Origin of the sequence: Synechocystis salina LEGE 00031, from assembly GCF_015207985.1 — a bacterium.
GTDB classification, from domain to species: Bacteria; Cyanobacteriota; Cyanobacteriia; order Cyanobacteriales; family Microcystaceae; genus Synechocystis; species Synechocystis salina.
The window spans coordinates 1-20,033 of record NZ_JADEVV010000067.1 but is presented as its reverse complement, the minus strand read 5'-3'; the positions used below and the strand labels follow the sequence as shown (position 1 = coordinate 20,033).

17 protein-coding genes are annotated in these 20,033 nt (G+C 47.3%); 9 read left to right on the top strand and 8 right to left on the bottom strand.

What is annotated here, in order from left to right; all coding sequences use genetic code 11:
• Nucleotides 1–102: 102 nt before the first annotated feature.
• Complete coding sequence (locus tag IQ217_RS17100) at nucleotides 103–2,166, bottom strand: glycosyltransferase (RefSeq protein WP_228025780.1); 2,064 nt, start codon at nucleotides 2,164–2,166, stop codon at nucleotides 103–105.
• A gap of 125 nt (nucleotides 2,167–2,291) precedes the next feature.
• Entirely contained in the window at nucleotides 2,292–3,812 is a 1,521-nt protein-coding gene (locus tag IQ217_RS17095) for a methyltransferase regulatory domain-containing protein (RefSeq protein WP_194020883.1), read from the bottom strand.
• Between the two features lie 275 nt (nucleotides 3,813–4,087).
• Here IQ217_RS17095 and clpB point away from each other — a divergent pair, with 275 nt between their 5' ends.
• On the top strand, nucleotides 4,088–6,706 hold the full coding sequence (gene clpB, locus IQ217_RS17090) for an ATP-dependent chaperone ClpB (RefSeq protein ID WP_194020881.1): 2,619 nt from the start codon (nucleotides 4,088–4,090) through the stop codon (nucleotides 6,704–6,706).
• Here the strand turns inward: clpB and IQ217_RS17085 are convergent.
• On the bottom strand, nucleotides 6,680–6,991 hold the full coding sequence (locus IQ217_RS17085; RefSeq protein WP_194020879.1) for a hypothetical protein: 312 nt from the start codon (nucleotides 6,989–6,991) through the stop codon (nucleotides 6,680–6,682). The genes clpB and IQ217_RS17085 overlap by 27 nt on opposite strands.
• 197 nt (nucleotides 6,992–7,188) lie before the next feature.
• Entirely contained in the window at nucleotides 7,189–8,187 is a 999-nt protein-coding gene (locus tag IQ217_RS17080) for a phosphoribulokinase (RefSeq protein ID WP_190595697.1), read from the bottom strand.
• A gap of 511 nt (nucleotides 8,188–8,698) precedes the next feature.
• Here IQ217_RS17080 and petH point away from each other — a divergent pair.
• A complete protein-coding gene (gene petH / locus IQ217_RS17075) occupies nucleotides 8,699–9,940 on the top strand; it encodes a ferredoxin--NADP reductase (protein ID WP_194020877.1) in 1,242 nt (413 codons plus the stop codon).
• A gap of 91 nt (nucleotides 9,941–10,031) precedes the next feature.
• Here the strand turns inward: petH and IQ217_RS17070 are convergent, their stop codons facing one another.
• The gene (locus IQ217_RS17070) at nucleotides 10,032–10,871 is read right to left on the bottom strand and encodes a Cof-type HAD-IIB family hydrolase (protein WP_194020875.1); all 840 of its coding nucleotides are present in this window, start codon (nucleotides 10,869–10,871) and stop codon (nucleotides 10,032–10,034) included.
• Between the two features lie 266 nt (nucleotides 10,872–11,137).
• Between IQ217_RS17070 and IQ217_RS17065 the strand changes: the two genes are divergently transcribed.
• The 4 genes from IQ217_RS17065 to IQ217_RS17050 all read left to right on the top strand — a co-directional run bounded on the left by IQ217_RS17065 (nucleotide 11,138) and on the right by IQ217_RS17050 (nucleotide 14,017).
• Nucleotides 11,138–12,016 (top strand): tetratricopeptide repeat protein, encoded by an 879-nt coding sequence (locus IQ217_RS17065; RefSeq protein WP_194020874.1) that lies wholly within the window; start codon nucleotides 11,138–11,140, stop codon nucleotides 12,014–12,016.
• An 84-nt stretch (nucleotides 12,017–12,100) separates the two neighbouring features.
• Nucleotides 12,101–12,508 (top strand): photosystem II protein Psb27, encoded by a 408-nt coding sequence (psb27, locus tag IQ217_RS17060; RefSeq protein ID WP_338116569.1) that lies wholly within the window; start codon nucleotides 12,101–12,103, stop codon nucleotides 12,506–12,508.
• Entirely contained in the window at nucleotides 12,505–13,200 is a 696-nt protein-coding gene (gene rnc / locus IQ217_RS17055; protein ID WP_194020873.1) for a ribonuclease III, read from the top strand. The genes psb27 and rnc overlap by 4 nt, the downstream gene beginning before the upstream one ends.
• Nucleotides 13,201–13,237: 37 nt before the next feature.
• A complete protein-coding gene (locus IQ217_RS17050) occupies nucleotides 13,238–14,017 on the top strand; it encodes an ABC transporter permease (protein WP_194020872.1) in 780 nt (259 codons plus the stop codon).
• A gap of 200 nt (nucleotides 14,018–14,217) precedes the next feature.
• Here the strand turns inward: IQ217_RS17050 and IQ217_RS17045 are convergent, their stop codons facing one another.
• The gene (locus IQ217_RS17045) at nucleotides 14,218–15,531 is read right to left on the bottom strand and encodes a mechanosensitive ion channel family protein (protein WP_194020871.1); all 1,314 of its coding nucleotides are present in this window, start codon (nucleotides 15,529–15,531) and stop codon (nucleotides 14,218–14,220) included.
• Nucleotides 15,532–16,090: 559 nt separating this feature from the next.
• On the opposite strand from IQ217_RS17045, the gene IQ217_RS17040 reads away from it, so the two are divergent.
• From IQ217_RS17040 to IQ217_RS17030, 3 genes are all read left to right on the top strand, one after another.
• Entirely contained in the window at nucleotides 16,091–17,533 is a 1,443-nt protein-coding gene (locus IQ217_RS17040; protein WP_194020870.1) for a carotenoid oxygenase family protein, read from the top strand.
• Between the two features lie 90 nt (nucleotides 17,534–17,623).
• Nucleotides 17,624–17,887 (top strand): type II toxin-antitoxin system Phd/YefM family antitoxin, encoded by a 264-nt coding sequence (locus tag IQ217_RS17035; protein ID WP_194020869.1) that lies wholly within the window; start codon nucleotides 17,624–17,626, stop codon nucleotides 17,885–17,887.
• 148 nt (nucleotides 17,888–18,035) lie between these two features.
• Entirely contained in the window at nucleotides 18,036–18,626 is a 591-nt protein-coding gene (locus IQ217_RS17030; RefSeq protein WP_194020868.1) for a chromophore lyase CpcT/CpeT, read from the top strand.
• Nucleotides 18,627–18,660: 34 nt separating this feature from the next.
• Here IQ217_RS17030 and pgsA read toward each other — a convergent pair whose 3' ends face one another.
• Nucleotides 18,661–19,215, bottom strand: coding sequence for a CDP-diacylglycerol--glycerol-3-phosphate 3-phosphatidyltransferase (gene pgsA, locus IQ217_RS17025; protein ID WP_194020867.1), 555 nt, complete (start codon nucleotides 19,213–19,215; stop codon nucleotides 18,661–18,663).
• Between the two features lie 45 nt (nucleotides 19,216–19,260).
• On the bottom strand, nucleotides 19,261–20,033 hold a 773-nt coding region (locus IQ217_RS17020), incomplete at its 5' end, for a flavin reductase family protein (RefSeq protein WP_194020866.1).

The following is a 20,033-nucleotide window of genomic DNA, read 5'->3' as shown; positions in this document are numbered from 1 at the left end:
AATAGTCCTTGGCCTGCTGAATTTCTTCTGGGGTCATAGATTTTTCCTGTTTTTCTTATTTTTACAGCAATTTTCTCTACTCACATCACTAAGCATTTATACTCAGGGCAAAAGTGGGATGCTCCCGAGCGCATCATCATAGGAGTGAAATCTATCCACTTCCAGTATGGTCCTAGTTAGGTCCAAGCCTAACTTTGGTAGGTAATGTTGGCAAAAGAACGAATCTGCATAAACTAAATCGATATTCTCTCCCAATTTATTTTGTAATTCCAGGGGAATAATCAAGCCTGCCGATTGCACCCAATCCGTAATTAATGTTGATTTACGGGCGTAATGATCCTGTAAGTATTGTTCTCGTTGGTATGGGGATAAATTAGTGGAATTTTTGGCAAAACTATCGTAAAAATCATCATGCGGATAATAGTCTTGCAAAATCCAATATTGTTTTAAGCCAAGATGCTGTAAATCATCGCTAAGATAATCCCATTCCGACGGGTCAGCCTGTCCTAAACGGCGGTAAAAAATGCCATAAACTTCATAGCCACAGCGACAAAAATATCTGATCTTATTAAGATTATCCCTCTCACTTAATTTATCCAGAGCCATCATCACTAGTATCGAAGCAATAGCTAAATTTTGAGACTGAATTTCAACCGTTTCTACAGGGGATATTTCCAGTGGCCGAAGCAGGCATTCTAAAAAGTAATTCGGGGATTGCATAGACTGCCAATGGCGGCTAAAGTCTTTGGCTTTTTCCGTCAGACTAGCTAGATTTTCCAACACATAGCGAACGGACTTAGGCAAGTCTTGAGGATTGGGATAAATGCCAGCCCTCGTGTTGTCAACCTGCTCCGCTAACCAACTACCCTGGGGTACTACCACCGGCTTACCCGCCGCTAAAGCTTCTGTTAATACCCCCGAGGTGCGCTGATAATTCATTGGGTTATAGGGCAATACCACCATATCTGCTGAAGCTAATAAACGATAATAGGCATCGGGTTCCAGAGCATGGTCAATTAGCTCCACGGCACTGCGGGGATACTGACAAAGTTTCAGCTTAGCTTCTAGGATTACTTCTTCTCCTCCGGCTACATTATAGTTAGATTGAATGGTAAACTTTGCCAAACCAGGCTTGAGGTAATCGGCCCATAAATCTGCCACTAAAGCGGGTAAATGCTGATAGCCTTTCTCTGACCTGGCATCACCTAAATAAACTATATGAATAAAAGTTTTATTATCAACACCCTTATCAAAATTTTCTAACTGTAATTTTTCTTGGCGGAAAGGAATCGGTACTTGAGTGAAAATTGCAGGACTTAGTTGATTATGTTTCCGAACCAAGTCTTTAGTATCTGTGTAAAAGCGAATTTTGCTGGGCCAGAGTTGAGTTTGGCAAAAATTTTCTAAACATTTTTTTAATCCCATTCCGGCGGCATTGATGACCAATGGGTCTTCGGTGTCGCGCCTAAATAGCAGATGGTAGGTGGGTAAATTATCCCGGTTATGGTTATTTAAAAAATAAAATAGCTCCTCTAATTGTTCAATACCAAAAGTATGAATAAGAACTTGATCCGCCGTCGTCAACTCTAACGTTGGTAAAATCTCTTCTAGGGTTTGGGTAAAATTTTTAGTTTCTACAACAAAATTTTCTTCAGATTGACTGGATTTATTGACAATTTTACCAACAATTTTCAGGGGGATTTTCGCAACTAGACGGACGACTCCCCAAAGGATTTTTAATAAGCCCCAAGCTGTATTGGTCAAGGGTATAGACCGCAAAGATCGAAGATCTGCTTTAAACCATTCTTTTAATCGTTGGGTGCTACCTTCTACTTTTTCTAAAAATATTCTTAATTCTTGATGATCTTGTTGCCAGAGATAAAGCTGATACCGCCACCGTTTCTGCCAAGATTGGGTTTGCTTTGATAAATCGGGAGCAACGGATTCTACGTTTTTGACATTGACCGGATTGTTGAACCAATCCACTTGAAAAGCTGGAATGATTTTTATATCTCCAGCAATTAAAGACTCCTGTAGAGCTTGATTGGCAATGATAATCGGTTGATAACCATTTCTTTGGGCTGCTTCTGCCACAGCAACACTACACTCATAGTGATGTCCTTGCAGGTTGCAAAGGGAATGATCGATAACAACAAATTTTTTCATTACCGGGGCAAAATAAAAGCAACTTTTCTCCACTTTAATAATGATGGAGAAGTCAATCGATCGCCGTAGCTACGGCAAATCAGCTAATGCTTGGTGACCATGTTCCGTTGGTAAAATAAGCACAATTAGCTAATTCCCAATTTAGTCAATAATGGTAGGCGATCGCCATTGAAATTTTCTGCCACGGTTGCGAGATGAGCTAAATTTTCAGACTCCGTTTCCAAAGTTTTGCCTTCCTTGATGATTTTTTTACCTTGACCAGAGAGCACCTGCCAAATAAATTGGGGGCCGTCTTGTTTTCGTTCCTTAGCCAATAGTAGTAACTGTTCGAGGCGATTTACCACAATGCCCGTTCCCACCAGGGGAGAAGCCAAGAAATTCATTTCATCACTATAAATAGCTTTAGCTTTGACGGCGCTATTAAAAGCATCGGTGGATTTTTGTCTTTGTTTCCGTACTGTTTCACTTACCGCTGGGTGGGTATAACCAATGCCGGTCATAATGATTAGGGCTTGGTAAAGACTGTTCAAGGCAATATCTTTGGTTCTACTATCTTTTTGCAATTCCCCCAGGGTTAAGGAGCCATTTTCCAAAGCTTCACAAATAGGGCGATAAACTTTTTCCTGGAGTTCCACTTCTCCCAAGGGAAACTGATGTTTAAACTTCATTGATTTGATAGATGTCACCAAGGCAAACCTGAGACTCCGCAAAACTTGTAAGTGTTCTTGGGATAGGAGGGAAAGTTGCCCCCGGGTAAAAATATCCCGCCGGAACTGGGTATTGAGGAAGAAATCCCGCACCACCTGCTGGAAAATGGGATCCGTGACCTGGGACAATTGGGTTTGGGCCGCGGCAGACAAGTTCACTGCATCTACATAATCAATTAAATGGGCTGACCCCATAAAATTGAGCTTCGCTTCCTCCAATTCTTTGGCTACTTCATCAAAGTAAAAAGCATTCCACTCTTCGTTAAAGTATTCGTGGGCCAGATAGTAACGGTTTTGCTCTTTTAGTTTTTCTAAACGAGGTTTTAGAATTGGGTTTTGAGTGAAGTAGGTTGCCTTGGACTCTAGCATTTGTTCCGTGAAACTTAATGCTTTTTCAATGCGGGTCAGAATGGGTTCTGAAGAATTGCGTCCGTAGCGGAGCATCAATGCTTGCATAGGTCTGGCTGCGGCCCAACCAGGGAGAGTGTTGTAGGAAATGTAAACCATGCCTCCCACTTTGATTTTTTGACGAATAAAATTCACGATCGCCAGGCGATTTCTGGGGGTAATCCAACTGTAAATACCGTGGAGAACAATGAAATCAAACTGAGGTAAATCTTGATTGATAAATTCTTCAAAACTATCGTCAAAAAAATGGACGTTTTTAGTGCCCGCTGTTTCGGCGAGGGTGCGGGCTTCAACAATATGACTAGGGTTAAAATCGTTGGCGTAAAACTGAGCTTGGGGGTAGCAACTTGCTAATAAATTGGTGGAATATCCCCGGCCGCAGGCCAGTTCGCAGTAATTAAAGTTTTTCTCTAAATTGGGGGATTTTAATGACTTGAGAGTGGCGGCTAGGGCTAATTTGAGGGGACTCAATTCGCCATAAAAACCATAGGTATAGTTAACTTCTAGGACGTAGCCCTCGTTCCAAGTCATAGCTTCTGATTCTGCTTAGGGGTCAAGATTAGCCCCTAGCTTACAAGAAAGGGGCTTTGGGGCCTAGCTGAATGGCAGAAATTTCCCCTCCCTGGCTATTTTTGTCGCATTGCCTCGCCAAATTCGGCCTCTGGCATCCTTCGGCCAGACTCTCACCCGTTCGTTGGCCAAGGGTAAACCCCACCGCTCCATCGGGAAAACCCTCCTTCCTAGCGCTGGATTCCGCCCTCTAAAATTGATTTGGTAGTCCTTACACAGCCCCTATAGAAAATCTTATGCAACCCACAGACCCGAATAAATTTACAGAAAAAGCTTGGGAGGCGATCGCCAGAACGCCGGACATTGCTAAACAGCATCGACAACAACAAATTGAGACGGAGCATCTACTCAGCGCCCTACTGGAACAAAACGGCCTGGCCACCAGCATCTTTAATAAGGCTGGGGTGAGCATTCCCCGGGTGAGAGACCAGGTCAATAGTTTTATTGCTCAACAGCCCAAGTTAAGTAATCCAAGTGAATCGATTTATTTAGGGCGTAGTCTTGATAAATTATTGGACAATGCAGAAACGGCCAAGGTCAAATATGGAGACGACTATATTTCCATCGAGCATTTAATGGTGGCCTACGGCCAAGATGACCGCCTGGGCAAAAACTTATATCGAGAAATTGGCCTCACAGAAAATAAGTTAGCAGAAATTATCAAGCAAATTAGAGGAACCCAAAAAGTGACAGACCAGAATCCAGAAGGTAAATATGAATCCCTCGAAAAATATGGGCGAGATTTAACAGAGTTGGCCCGGGAAGGTAAGTTAGATCCTGTCATCGGCCGAGACGAAGAAGTGCGGCGCACCATTCAAATTCTTTCCCGCCGGACCAAAAATAACCCTGTCTTGATTGGGGAACCGGGGGTCGGTAAAACGGCGATCGCCGAAGGTTTAGCCCAGCGCATCATTAACCATGACGTACCGGAGTCCCTGCGGGATCGAAAACTAATTTCCCTCGATATGGGATCTTTAATTGCTGGAGCAAAATACCGGGGAGAATTTGAAGAACGACTCAAAGCGGTACTGAAGGAAGTCACCGACAGCCAAGGGCAAATTATTCTATTCATTGATGAAATTCACACCGTGGTGGGGGCAGGGGCTACCCAAGGCGCGATGGATGCGGGCAACTTGTTAAAACCGATGTTGGCCCGGGGAGCTTTGCGCTGTATCGGGGCCACCACCTTGGATGAATATCGTAAATATATTGAAAAGGACGCGGCCTTGGAACGGCGTTTCCAAGAAGTTTTGGTGGATGAACCCAATGTGTTGGACACCATTTCTATTCTGCGGGGTTTAAAAGAACGCTATGAAGTACACCATGGCGTCAAAATTGCTGACAGTGCTTTGGTGGCGGCGGCCATGTTGTCAAACCGTTACATTAGTGACCGCTTTTTACCCGATAAAGCCATCGACTTAGTGGATGAAGCGGCGGCCAAACTAAAAATGGAAATTACCTCTAAACCAGAGGAATTGGATGAAGTTGACCGTAAAATTCTGCAACTAGAAATGGAGCGGTTATCCCTACAACGGGAGAATGATTCTGCTTCCAAGGAACGGTTAGAAAAACTAGAAAAAGAACTGGCAGATTTCAAAGAAGAGCAGTCTAAACTCAACGGCCAGTGGCAATCGGAAAAAACTGTCATTGACCAAATCCGTAATCTTAAGGAAACCATTGACCAGGTGAACCTAGAAATTCAGCAGGCGCAGCGGGACTATGACTACAACAAAGCCGCTGAGTTGCAATACGGAAAACTAACGGATCTGCAAAGGCAAGTAGAAACCCTAGAAAGCCAACTGGCGGAGCAGCAAACCTCCGGCAAATCCCTTTTGCGCGAAGAAGTGCTGGAGTCGGACATTGCGGAAATTATTTCCAAATGGACTGGTATTCCCATCAGTAAGCTAGTGGAATCGGAAAAAGAAAAATTACTCCACTTGGAAGATGAGCTCCATGGTCGAGTCATTGGCCAGGATGAAGCGGTTACTGCGGTAGCTGAAGCGATCCAGCGTTCCCGGGCTGGGCTTTCAGACCCGAACCGTCCCACGGCTAGTTTTATTTTCCTCGGCCCCACGGGAGTAGGTAAAACCGAGTTAGCTAAGGCTTTGGCTAAAAATCTGTTTGACACCGAAGAAGCCCTGGTGCGGATCGATATGTCGGAATATATGGAAAAACACGCCGTTTCCCGTTTAATGGGTGCCCCTCCGGGCTATGTGGGCTATGAAGAAGGGGGACAATTAACGGAAGCCATCCGCCGCCGTCCCTATTCCGTCATTCTTTTTGACGAAATTGAAAAAGCCCATGGCGATGTGTTTAATGTCATGCTCCAAATCCTCGATGACGGTCGCTTAACCGATGCCCAAGGCCATGTGGTGGACTTCAAAAATACGATTATCATTATGACCAGTAACCTGGGTTCCCAATACATTTTAGATGTGGCAGGGGATGATAGTCGTTATGAAGAAATGCGGACAAGGGTGATGGATGTGATGCGGGAAAACTTCCGTCCAGAATTCCTCAACCGAGTGGATGAAACGATTATTTTCCACGGTTTACAAAAAACCCAACTACGGGAAATTGTGCAAATTCAAATCAAATCCTTGGCATCTCGTTTGGAGGACCAAAAATTAACCCTGAAATTGACTGATAAGGCCCTAGACTTCCTTGCCGCCGTTGGTTACGACCCGGTGTATGGGGCCCGACCTTTGAAACGAGCCATCCAAAAATACCTGGAAACGGCGATCGCCAAGGGAATTCTACGGGGGGATTACCAACCAGGCGAAACCATTGTGGTGGATGAAACCGACGAACGCCTCAGTTTTACCAGCCTAAGGGGAGACCTGGTCACCGTTTAAGGATTTCTGTTCCGTTAACTCTGGTGGATTAATAACTGCATCAATGTTAACCCTGGGGGATTCTAACTCCGCTGTCATGGTGGCCCCTGGGGTTTGGTGATGGGGCCATAACCCCTGACCCCGGTTAATCAAAACAGCCATGCCTTTGTCATAATTACTGGCGATCGCCAAAAAAGCACCGGCCATGACGTAAATGGGCAGGGGCAAAATTATCCCCAATAACCATTGGAAAAGTTGCACTCCGGCAAATAAAACCACCACCACCACCACTAAAAATGGCATCATTACCCTCCCCAGAGATCATCCTGTAAGCTCAACCTGGATCATATACGGATATCAAACACTGACATCCGCCTTAGATGGTAGAAGATTTTTCCCCTAAATCAAACCCCAATAAAAATCGTGGTGGAACCACAGCCATGGCCACCACGAAGATAGTAAGTTATGCAGACTAGTAGGTCAGGTAATTATTGGTGTCGCAGTTACACAGAAGCCGGAACCTTAGCTTCAGTCGTTAACTGTTCGTAAACTTCCCGCATTTTCAGACCCACCAACACCTGGAACAGACCAGTGCCATTGTCAGTGCCTGGGTAGTCCTTATGCTTGAGCAACAACTCGGTCATCTCACCATAGTACTTAGTACCAGTTTTGCTGAGATGGTTTTCCACGTAAACCATTTCCTCTAGGTTTTCAAACCGACCATCTACTTCCAGCAAAGAAACTTCGTTGCCCATGAAATTATCGGGGCCGTAGTACATCTTGATGCCGGGATAGGTGCAGGTTAGCTTCCGACCACAGGGACGCCAATCAATGGTGGAGCCTTCATCAAACAGGTAGGCCGGCTCGAAGAACTTAACCCCTTCTTTTTGGACAAGACGAACCCGCAGAAGCTTACTTTCCTTATCTTCAATCAACCTGGTGGGTAACACCTGGATAACTACATCCGCATGCTGCTTCTGGGGCTCAATGTAGGCGGTGAAGTCGGGCTTACGGGCGTTGATCGAAGCCAAAATATCTTCATAGGTGTGGCCCCGTTCGGCCATGTCCCGTTGAATTTTCCAGTTAATCTTTACTTCTTCGCTGATGTCCAGGTACACCCCGAAATCCACCAGTTCCCGGACCCGTTCATCGTAGAGGGGGTGCAAACCTTCAATCACTACCACCTTATTGGGGTCAACCTTTTCCGGCGGATCCAGCAAGCCCGTTTCGTGGTTGTAAATGGGTTTCATAATGGATTGACCACTTTTGAGCGCTTTAATCTGCTCATACATCAGGTCAAAATTGTTGGCCCTGGGATCCAATGCGGTGACCCCAGCGGCTTTCCTGCCCTGGCGATCCAAACTATGGTAATCGTCTAAACAAATTACCGTCATGAACTCTTCGCCGAATAAATCCGTTAATCGACGCAAGAAAGTAGACTTACCGCAACCGGAATCCCCGGCAACACCAATAAGAACCACGCGGTCTAGCTGTGTGGTCATAACATCCCTCAAAAATGCAAAACTGATTGTTAACCCGGTTTCCTAGAAAATTTCTCCTCACCCCAAATGGCGTGTTGGAGAGACAAACCAGAGCCTATGGGCTTGTTAACCCCCTGTCAAGGGCCGACGGAAAACTAATCCTGAGATCTAGTCATCTTAGTCAACCCCAGATAACGCTCTTCGGTTCCAGCCAGAGATATAGCCTGACCCTCTGAATACTGAGTATGAATTCTATCAGAATTGTATTCCCTTCTACAAGATTGACCCAACCAAGGGGAGCACCCCTCCATTGTTGAACTAATTCAAGTTCGTCCTAGGCTTAATCGTCCGGGAAAGTGATACAGGGGTTACATTTTATCAAGGTTAACTTTGTTAGGGTAATAGGACTAAATCTCCGCTTCTGACCCCACTGCTCCTCCCAGCCACGGCGATCGCCTGACGATGGTAGGCTTGATAATACTGCAATAAATTTCTGTCAGTATTATTTGATTGAGTAGGGAGCAATTAACCCATGTACAGTCCCGGTTACGTAGCGACTTCATCCCGCCAGAGCGATGCCGGTAATCGTTTATTCGTTTATGAGGTAATCGGCCTGAGTCAGAGCACCATGACTGATGGCTTAGACTATCCTATCCGCCGTAGTGGCAGCACGTTCATCACCGTCCCCCTAAAGCGGATGAACCAAGAAATGCGACGCATTACCCGGATGGGAGGAAAAATTGTCAGCATTAAGCCTCTAGAGGGAGATTCGCCTTTACCCCACACCGAGGGCATTGCTAAACCCAGTCAATCCGAGGGAAGTGGTTCAGAAGCGGTGGCTAATTCAGCCCCTGAATCTAAGAAAACCATGACAACAACCCCCAAAGAAAAGAAAGCTGACGATATTCCCGTCAATATTTATCGTCCCAAAACTCCCTACATTGGCAAAGTTTTAGAAAATTACCCTTTGGTGAGGGACGGAGGCATTGGCGAAGTACAACACCTTACCTTTGACCTCTCCCAGGGTGACCTACGCTATCTGGAAGGGCAAAGTATTGGCATCATTCCCCCCGGAGAAGATGACAAGGGCAAACCCCATAAACTGCGCCTATATTCCATTGCTTCCACTAGGCACGGTGACTTTGGCGATGACAAAACCGTTTCCCTCTGTGTGCGCCAACTAGAATATCAAAACGAAGCTGGGGAAACCGTCCAAGGGGTCTGCTCCACCTACCTGTGCAACATTAAAGAAGGGGATGACATTGCCATCACCGGCCCCGTTGGGAAGGAAATGCTCTTGCCCCCGGACGAAGATGCCAACATTGTGATGCTAGCCACTGGCACCGGCATTGCTCCCTTCCGGGCATTTCTGTGGCGTATGTTCAAGGAACAACACGAAGATTACAAGTTTAAGGGCCTAGCTTGGCTGATCTTTGGTATTCCCAAATCAGAAAATATTCTTTATAAAGACGATTTGGAAAAAATGGCGGCGGAATTTCCTGACAATTTCCGTTTAACCTATGCCATCAGCCGGGAGCAACAAAATGCCGAGGGCGGCCGGATGTATATCCAGCACCGGGTAGCGGAAAATGCCGAAGAACTCTGGAATTTGATGCAAAATCCCAAAACCCACACCTATATGTGTGGTCTCAAAGGCATGGAGCCTGGCATTGATGAAGCTTTCACTGCCCTGGCGGAACAAAATGGCACCGAATGGACCACTTTCCAACGGGAAATGAAAAAAGAACACCGCTGGCACGTGGAAACTTACTAGGGACTTTTGCCTGTGGATTAAGTGGATTAATTTGTTTGGTCTGAAGGGGAGTTTGCCATTGGTAGGCTCCTTTTCAGTTTTGGGCCAACAATTAACAGAGAGCTGGGGTTGAATCTAGGCAGAACTTGGCTAAGGCTTGGGACACGCCATCGGCTTCCACGTCCGCCGTTACCCAATCCGCCACCCTTTGTACTTCCGGGGGAGCATTGCCCATGGCCACTCCGACTCCGGCATATTTCAGCATTTCTAGATCATTAAAATTGTCTCCGATCGCCAAAACTGCTTGGGGATCAAGCCCTAACACCTCTTCGGTTAAATGTTTGAGGGCTAGGCCTTTGGTGGCTTCGGCGTGGGTGACTTCAAAGTAAATTTCGGTGGATTGGGTCAGATGCACAGCCTGGCCCCGGAGTTTGTGGCCCATTTCCGCCATCAACTGGGCCATCAGGGGAGCATTGCGACTAATGGCCAACATTTTGGTGGTGCTACCCAATGCAATAATTGATCGTAAATCGCCGCTGGCCTGGGCCATGGCACCGGACCTTTCCATATAAATATGGGTTTCTGGGGTGATGTGCCGCACATGGAGCTGGTCGTTGTAATAGCAGTGGACATCAAGGTGGGGTTGCAGATCCGGTTGCTCAAAGTGGGCCAAAATCTCTAGGGCGATCGCCGGGGGGAGAGGTTTTTCTCTCAGAACCATGCCGCTGTGGGGATGCTTGGTTAGGGCGCCGTTATAACTAATCAAAGGCAGAGTTGACTGGATGGCGCGATGGAAGCGCAGGGCTGAACCGAACATTCTGCCAGTGGCCAACGCCACTTGAATACCCCGACTCTGTACCTGGTGAATGGTTTGCACCACTGTGGGGTTGATTTGATTGGATATTCCGGCAATGGTGCCATCAATGTCCAACACCACTAACTTGATTGACACTGTTAAACTCCCTGGCAACGGATTAATTGGGCAAAAATTCTGCGAGAAAGCTTAAATTTACAATGGTTTACATTCCCCCTTCCATTTAACCATTCTGACAACGGGCTCCAACATTGGCGTCCCAAGCCAGAGCGACTATGCTGGAAAGGCAAAAATTTTGGTCTAATTTGGTGTGACCAAATCGCCGAGACAATTGTTCATTGGTTCCATTACCATCTAAATTATTGTTCGGGGCTCGGATAAATCTTGCCAGAGGAGGCATTGGGGTGGCAACTTCTAGAACACAACGGGATGTTTGGGTTTACGTGGGCATTGGAGCCATGGTCAGTGCTCTGGTGTTATTTTCTTTGGTGCCCCTGGTGATGGGTTTGTGGCAACCCCGCACCGCTGCTGATGGAGTTGTCAATGGCGCCACTCCCCTGGAAAATCAGGCGTTGGGTTATCAGTTAGTGTTGGAAAGGGAACCGGATAACGTCAATGCTCTCCAGGGCTTGCTAGAAATTCGTCTGCAACAAAAAAATCTGACAGCGGCGATCGCCCCTCTGGAAAGATTAGGGCAAATTAAGGCGGATCAGGTGCAGTACCGTATTCTGTTGGCCCAGCTTAAAACCCAACTGGAAGATAAGGCCGGAGCGGCGAAAGTTTACCGAGAAATTCTCCTTCAATCCCCTTACAACATTCAGGCCTTGAAAGGCCTCAGTGGACTTTATGCCCAACAGGAGCGCCCCGCTGAGACCGTGGCCATTGTGCAAAATGCCATTACCCAAGCGATCAAAGCCCAAACCGGAGCCCCTGGTACTGTGCCCCCTGACCATCTCACTTCTCTACAATTGTTGCTGGGAGAAATTTATCTCAGTCAAAACCGCCCGGACCAGGCGATCGCCATCTATGAAGCCGCCAGTAAAGTTAATAGCAATGATTTTCGTCCAGTCCTAGCCCAGGCCCAGGTCATGGCCCAAACCGGCAAATTAAAGGAAGCGGATCCTTTCTTCCAGCAGGCAATTATGCTGGCCCCGGTGCAGTATAAGGACTCGATCAAAAAAATTGCCCTCCAAGTGACCAACCAGGCTTTGGCTAACCAGAATAGTGCCCCCGATGGCAGAGCCACTTCCCCAACCCCGGCCCCCATCCTGAAGTCAGAGTAAAAGGCAAGTCTTAGGGGGCCCTGGCCAACTGGTAGGATATAAAAATTAACAAAATTCAGTAACAATCCAGGGAGGGAACCCTCAGTGATGTCCTTTTTGAAAAATCAGTTGTCACGGCTGTTGGCCTTAGTTTTAGTAGTGACGATCGGTCTGACGGCCTGCGACAGCGGCACAGGACTCACCGGCAACTATAGCCAAGATACCCTGACTGTCATTGCAACCCTACGGGAGGCGATCGATTTACCCCAAGATGCCCCCAACCATCAGGAAGTCCAGGACACCGCCCGGGGTCAGATTAACGACTACATTTCTCGCTACCGTCGCAAAGGCGATGCTGGAGGGCTGAAATCCTTTACCACGATGCAAACCGCCCTCAACTCCCTGGCTGGATATTACACTTCCTACGGTGCCCGTCCCATTCCTGAAAAGCTGAAAAAACGTTTACAGCTAGAATTTACCCAAGCGGAAAGATCCATTGAACGGGGCGTGTGAACCATCCTGATTTGCCCCCCATTAGAGACCCCCAGTTAAAACTCGAAGCTCTCACCCATCGTTCCTATTGCAACGAACATCCCGGTACTCCTTCCTATGACCGGCTGGAGTTTCTGGGGGATGCGGTGTTGGGTTTTGTGGTGGGGCGCATTCTGTTTGAACGTTATCCCCATTTTACTGAGGCAGAATTAACCCGTCTGCGGTCCCAGTTGGTCAATCAAAATCAGTTGGCCTACTTGGCGAGGTTTTTAGACATTGCCCCGGAAATTCGCTTGAGCCAAAGCTTGGCTAGGGAAGATGGCCAATCTAGTCCTTCCATTCTGTCCGATGTCTTCGAGTCATTGTTGGGGGCGGCCCTCCTCGATGGGGGTTTACCAGCAGTGGAAAATTTCATTGCAGAACTATTCGTTCCCATCCTGGAACAGTGGGAAAAAAGCCAGGACGGGCGATCGCCAAAACCTGTGCCGACCATGGATGTGAAAAGCATGCTCCAGCAGTGGTCTTTGGCCAAAACTAAACAATTGCCGGAATATGAACTAATTGACGCCAGTGGACCCCCCCATGCCCGAGAATTTACCTTTACCGTCAAGGTGACTGGAAAAATCCATGGTCAGGGCTCTGGCCCTAGTAAACAAATTGCTACCAAACAGGCGGCCCTAGAGGCGTTGAAAGGTTTGGGGCTATTGCAGTAAGAAAAGAAGGAAGAATCCACCATGGTGGGGAGGAGCTATGAAATACGCCTTAATCGAACTGGATTGGGCCGACATTGGTTGGATGTTGGGACTCCTGGGTACGGCGATCGCCCTTTTGCAGTGGCAGGGGCTAAATATGACGGGGCAGTTAATTTGGGCCGGGGGGCGCACCATTCTGCAACTGATTGTGGTGGGCTATTTCCTCGCAGTGGTTTTTTCCCTCGATAATGCCTGGGCAGTGTTGCTGGTCTTGGCCATTATGTTGACCATTGCGGCCGTGGTGGCAAGGAATCGTATTAATCCCCGCAGTAAGTCCCTTTTTGGTTGGCTCTGGCTTTCTTTGGGGGCTAGTACGGCCATTAGTTTAGGTTACGCCCTGGTGGTGATTATCCAGCCACCCCAATGGTATTCCCCCCAGTATCTCATTCCCCTCACTGGGATGATTTTGGGACAAACCATGAATAGCGCTTCCTTGGCCGGTGAAAGGTTAGCCAGTGCTATCCAACAAAATCCCCGGGAAATTGAAACCCACCTTTGCTTGGGAGCCACTCCGGGCCAGGCGATCGCCAGTTATCGTAAGGCGGCCATCCGAGCCAGTCTGATTCCCACTGTGAACCAAATGATGGTGGTGGGCTTAGTTAGTTTGCCGGGAATGTTAACCGGACAGGTATTAGCCGGGGGCGATCCCCTCAATGCCTCGGTCTACCAAATTTTGATTATGTTCTTAATTTTATTGACCAATACTCTTAGTACCATTGCAGTTACCACCACTGTTTACCGTCAGTATTTCAATCAACATCAACAATTGTTGGTGTAACCATGGATAGCCAGCTTTCTAAAAGCCAGTTGGCAAAATTTCTGTTTGCTCCTAAATCGATCCACTAAAGCGACTACAATTCTGGAAAACTCTCTAATTTTCCTCTAAATTTTGAGGGTATAGTTAACTGTGTAAGCACTCCCTAAGCCATCTTTGCAGCTAGCAAATTAACCAATACAACACTCTCGGCAGCCACAAAACTACTCGGTGGGAGTCAAATCCAATGGAGATAATGAATCTGCCGGTTCTCGCAACATAATTGTGTAAATTTCCGTAGGCATTTCAATCTGGGCAGAGGCCAATTTTTCCTTAACAGCCTGGGTAACAGTAGAGGTTACCTGCAAAAATGATTGTTGACGGGAATCAACCCAGAAGCGAACTTTTAAGTTAATTGTACTGGCTGCCAATTCATGCACTAAAACCATTGGTGCTGGCTCCAGTTGAATACCTTCTATGGAGCTTAAGGCCTCTTCAATTAAAGTTTTAACTTCGTTTAAATCACTATCGTAATCCACCCCAACCATCACATCACTGCGACGCATGGGAGAAGCGGTATTATTAATAATGCTGCTTTGAAACACTACTTGATTAGGAATATAAACTAAACGACCATCATAGGTACGCATTGTTGTGGCCCGGAGTTGAATCTGCACCACAGTGCCTTCGTAGTCTCCCACCACAATTTGATCCTGAATGCGAAAAGGTCTAGCCGCTAACAAAATAACCCCGGAAATATAATTGCTTAAGATATCTTTCAGGCTAAAGCCAATGGCCACACTGGTTAGTCCGAGGGTTCCTAGCAAAGTCGCAAAATCTAGCCCCAAAATGGTCAGGGCAATTACTGCACCGATGATCCAGACGCCCCCATAGCATAGACGACCAATAAGAATTTCCGCACTCCGATCGCCTTCGGTTTTTTCTGCCCACACCAGACCGGCATGGCGTACTCCTTTGGCAACTATCCAAGTGAGGAGAATGATCACCAATGCCCCTAGTAATGAAGGCAAAAGATTAATGGTATCTCTTAATAATTGTCGCGTTGTGTTGGTCAATCTTTGTAAAACATCAACCGCTAAAGGCCGTTCAGTGAAAGCTTGATTTAAACGGTTTGCCCATTGCTCAGCCAGGGTTTCTATGGGCACATTAAAATCGAGGGCGTCCTGGTTGGTCACGGTCATCAGGATACGGTTATTAACTTTTAAAACCGCTATTTCCCGTTGGGGATCAAACTGTACGGTGACAGCTTCGGGGGAATCTGCCTGGGCGAGGACGCTGGCAATGCGACGATTAATGATCTGGGCCCGATCATCGGCGCTTAGGCTAGCTAAACTTCCCACTTCAAGAACGGATTGCCCCCGCACCAAAACATCGGCAAAAAATAATTCATTTTGGGGGGATGCCTGAATCTCCGCTGTCAACGAGGATTGGGGAATCTCATCAATTGGTTCTTGGGCAGGGATTTTCTGGGGATGGGCCAGCACCACAAGCGCCACGACGGTGATGCTTCCCGCCATTGTTGCCCATGGCCATGGTAATTTGTAATGTCTATTTACGTACTTTTTGAGCTTTAATAGCATTCAACCTTGCCCCGATGTTTGTCAGCGTATTTTTATTTTTTCGGGAATAATTAAATAATAATATTTCCCCTAATTTCGATAATTTAATTTGGAAAATATTAAAAAAATAAAATACTAGTTGAATGGTAGCAAATTTAAGTTGACAAGTAAAATGATGTTACCCAATGGCCAATCCCTAGCAATGTAATTAACCATCAAAAGGATCTAGTAGGAATTATAAAAAAACAAACCAGGTATCAAAAAATCAACCGTTTTTCTTTTTCGAGCCCCATTAAACTCCAGTTTCTCCCCATGTTGAAACCTGACCCCTACCAGGCCGTTGCCATCCCCGGGACTCTCCTTGTCCTCGGGAAAATTTTGCTATGATCTGCCTAGCTGTGCGGTGGAGGAAACCCTTGCCAAATCTCTACTTTTGCTGTTCTCCCCTGGGAGCCAAACACCCACTAAGGCTGGTTTTTCCGTCGTCATTTCCCACACAAATTTTTTAGACCTTTCTATGACTGCTACCCTCTCCCGGGCCGCTTGGGCCAGCAATTTCAGCCAAAACGCAGTGGAATTTGACCGCACTGGCTTGGAGCTGATTTCAGGACAGATTCCTGCGGCTTTAAAGGGCAGTCTGTATCGTAATGGTCCTGGCCGCTTCAGTCGGGGACGGGAAGAAATTGGCCATTGGTTTGATGGCGATGGCGCTATCTTGGCAGTACATTTTGGTGAAGGAAAGGCGGAAGGGCTGTACCGTTATGTGCAAACCCAGGGTTACACAGAGGAAGAAGAGGCTGGTCGTTATCTCTACGGTAACTACGGCATGGTGGATCCCCAGGGGGTTTGGCATTACTGGAAAAGTTTGTTTAGCCAGAATGATGTACTGAAAAATGCCGCTAACACCTCTGTGATTGCCCTGCCCGATCGCCTTTTGGCCCTGTGGGAAGCGGGCCATCCCTATGCGTTAAACCTGGAAAATTTAGCTACTTTGGGCCGGGAGGATTTTGGTGGAGCGTTTCAACCGGGCCAGCCTTTTTCTGCCCATCCCCTAAGGGATCCGTTAACGGGGGAAATTTTTAGTATCGGGGTAGATTTTCAATTCAACCTTAATCTTTATCGTTTGGACGGTCAGGGCAATTTGCTCAAACACCGTCGTTTGAAATTAAGCCGCACCCCCTTTTGCCATAGTTTTTGCTTGGCGGGCCGCTATCTGATTCTCTTTTTACCCCCCATTACCCTCAATCAATTTTCTCTGCTGCTGGGCAATGTGGCCTATGCGGACGCTTTGGGTTGGGATGCAGAAGGTGGGACAAAAGTTCTAGTAATTGATCGCCAAACGTTGGAAATTGTCAGTGAAGGGGAAACGGAATCGTGGTTCCAATGGCACTATGGCAATGGCTGTGAGTTGGAAGATGGCAATGTGCGGTTAGATTTTGTCCGGTTCAGCGATTTTGCCCAAACCAACGAATATTTGCGGGAAGTGCCCACCGGGGCGGTCAAAACTTCGACCAATGGGCAACTGTGGCAAGCCATCCTCAATCCCCAAACGGCCAAAATAGTGGAGTTAACCAAGGTGCTAGACCGCAGTGGGGAATTTCCAGTGGTTAACCCCCAACGGACGGGCCAGCCCTGGCGCTATACCTATATGGCTCTGCAACGACCGGCAGTAATTCTCGGTTCCCAATGGTTCGGGGAGATAGCCCGCATTGATTACCACACAGGGGATGTTATCACCGCCAAACTAGGAGAATATCAATATCCAGTGGAGCCCCTTTATATTCCCCACCCGGATGACGGCGATCGGGGCTGGATTATCACTGTGGTCTATGACGGCGATCGCCATGGCAGTGAAGTGTGGTTGTGGGATGCGGATCGTTTGCAGGAAGAACCCATTTGTCGCTTGGCCTTACCAGAGGTGATTCCCTTTAGTTTCCATGGCACCTGGCGATCGACTTAGCCAAATTTTCAATAAACATAGGCAAGCAAGGGAGGCTTTGCGGGCCAGGGGACGCAGTTACAATGGGGCAACATCTCAATGGAGGGCTAAATGAAAGCGATTACAACCACCCAAGCCAAGGATAGTTTGGACGAATTAATCAATTCCGTTATTTCTGATTTAGAACCGACCATCGTTAGTAATAATCAGGGTCAGCAGGTGGTATTAATATCATTGGATGAGTTTAATTCTTGGCAAGAAACCCTTTATTTGCTCTCTAACCCAGCTAATGTAGAACATTTAATGGCATCGATTAAGCAAGCTAAAACTGGGCAGATTGTCGAACCAAAATCGCCAGATCTATTTGAACTGTGAATGTTAAACAAATACTTGGTGGCAACCAATGGGGTAAAATTGACTGGCACGGGATGGTAAGTACTTTGAGTGATTACTTGGTATGTTCTGTCCTGGTTTAAATATTTTTTAAGAACTTTTTAAAGCAGTCATTATTCAACAATTATTTATGTCCCATTCCACCGATCTTTCCGCCCTGGCCCGTTGGATGGCGGCCGACTTTAGCAACCAAGCCCAAGCCTTCGAAAATCCTCCCTTCTACGCCCATATCCGGGTGGCCATTCGTCCCCTCGACCAAGCCAAATTCGGCGATCGCCTTTTGTTTTTAGAACAAGCCTATGACTTTATGCTCCAGAGACCCTATCGCCTCAGGGTTTTGAAGTTAAAGGCGGTGGAAGATCATATTGAGATTGAAAACTTTAAAGTCAAAGACGAAGAAAAATTTTACGGCGCAGCCAGGGATTTGGCCAAACTGGCCCAGCTCAGCCCCGACGATTTGGAGCCCATGAATGGCTGTGACATGATTGTGGAATGGACTGGCACCAGTTTTAAAGGTGAAGTGCAACCAGGGCGGCAATGTCGGGTGATGCGGGACGGCAAAGAAACCTATCTGGAAAATAGTTTTGAGGTGAGCGAAACGGGGTTAATTAGCCTCGACCGGGGTTACGACCCAGAAACTAATGAACGGGTTTGGGGCTCCGTGGCCGGCGCATTTCATTTTGTCCGTTGGCAAAGTTTCGCCGACGAGGTTAGTTTTTAGCTCTGGTAAACAGCAAGTTTGATACCTTTAACTGTCAGCCCTGGGGAGTTTGATTCCCAACAACTCCCTTGTTTGTCTGGGGGAGCAGGTAAATTAGGCCGGAAATTAGCGTCAAAACCACCGCTAACCAAAATATGACCATACCAATTTGGCCATAAATTTTCGGTAAGGGGGCTAATAAAAGGGCGATCGCCATTATTTGGGTAACGGTTTTCACCTTGCCCCAGAGATTAGCCCCAGCAATTTCCGTCTGACTAGCTAACTGGGGATTAACCCGCCAACCGGCGATGACTAACTCCCTAGCCAAAATTAAGCCCACAGCCCAGGCCGGCACCATTTGCCAAGTTAGGAGAATTAACAACGGTCCCAACACCAGTAATTTATCCACCAACGGATCGAGGAATTTACCCAACTCTGTCACCTGGTTGAAGCGACGGGCAAGATAACCATCCAACCAATCGGTGCTAGCGGCCAGCAAAAAAATACTTACTCCCCACCAACGGGTTTCTGCCCCTGGAGTCGGTAACCACAGAAATAGTAAGGGCAAGGCCAATAAACGGGAGACCGTTACCCAGTTAGGTACATTCATCGTCAAAATAGGCAAAAACTGTTTTTTTCAGAGTTCTGCTAACCACTAATAATGGTCACCAGATTTCCGGTGATGCACCGCCGTTACCCCTTCCTGGAGCAGAGAGCCCCGGTCGGTCACCGCATAGAGCACCCAATGGTCGCCGCACTCCAGCCGTTGTTGTACCCGACATTCCAGGTAAGCCAGGGATTCCTTCAAAATCGGAGCACCATTTTCCGCTGTTTCCGTGGCTACCCCCGCAAAACGATCGCCGCCAGGGGCAAAGGGTTTGAGGAAATGTTTCATTAACCCCAGATGGTTGCCCTCCTGCAAAATATTCAAGACGAAGCAACTATTTTTGTGTAACAAAGACTCAACCGCCCTTTCCTTAGCCACCGCCACGGTTAAACCGGGGGGAGAAAAGGTAGCTTGGGAAACCCAGGACGCTAACATGGCACTACCCAACTCCCCTTGCTGGGCAGTGACCACACAAAGGGAACCCACTAAACGACCCAGGGCTTGCTCAGTGCGGGCAGACTCCGACTCCGGCAGAGCAGATTTAGGTTGACGACGTTTTTCCGCTTTTTTCAGGGCCTGGGCAAAATCCGTACCCGCCTCTTCGCACATTTTCAGGGTTTGGTCGGTGGGCTTAAATTTCACCCGGATGGTGTCAAAACCAAAGCTAAAGCCCGCATCCCGAAATTTGCTTTCCAACATATCGATCGCCTCTCCACTCCAACCGAAGGAACCGAACACTGCACATAGTTGGGTTTTGGAAGCATTGGCTAGGGTGATGCCCAGGGCCGTTTGAATGGGGGTGGGGGCATGGCCGCCTAGGG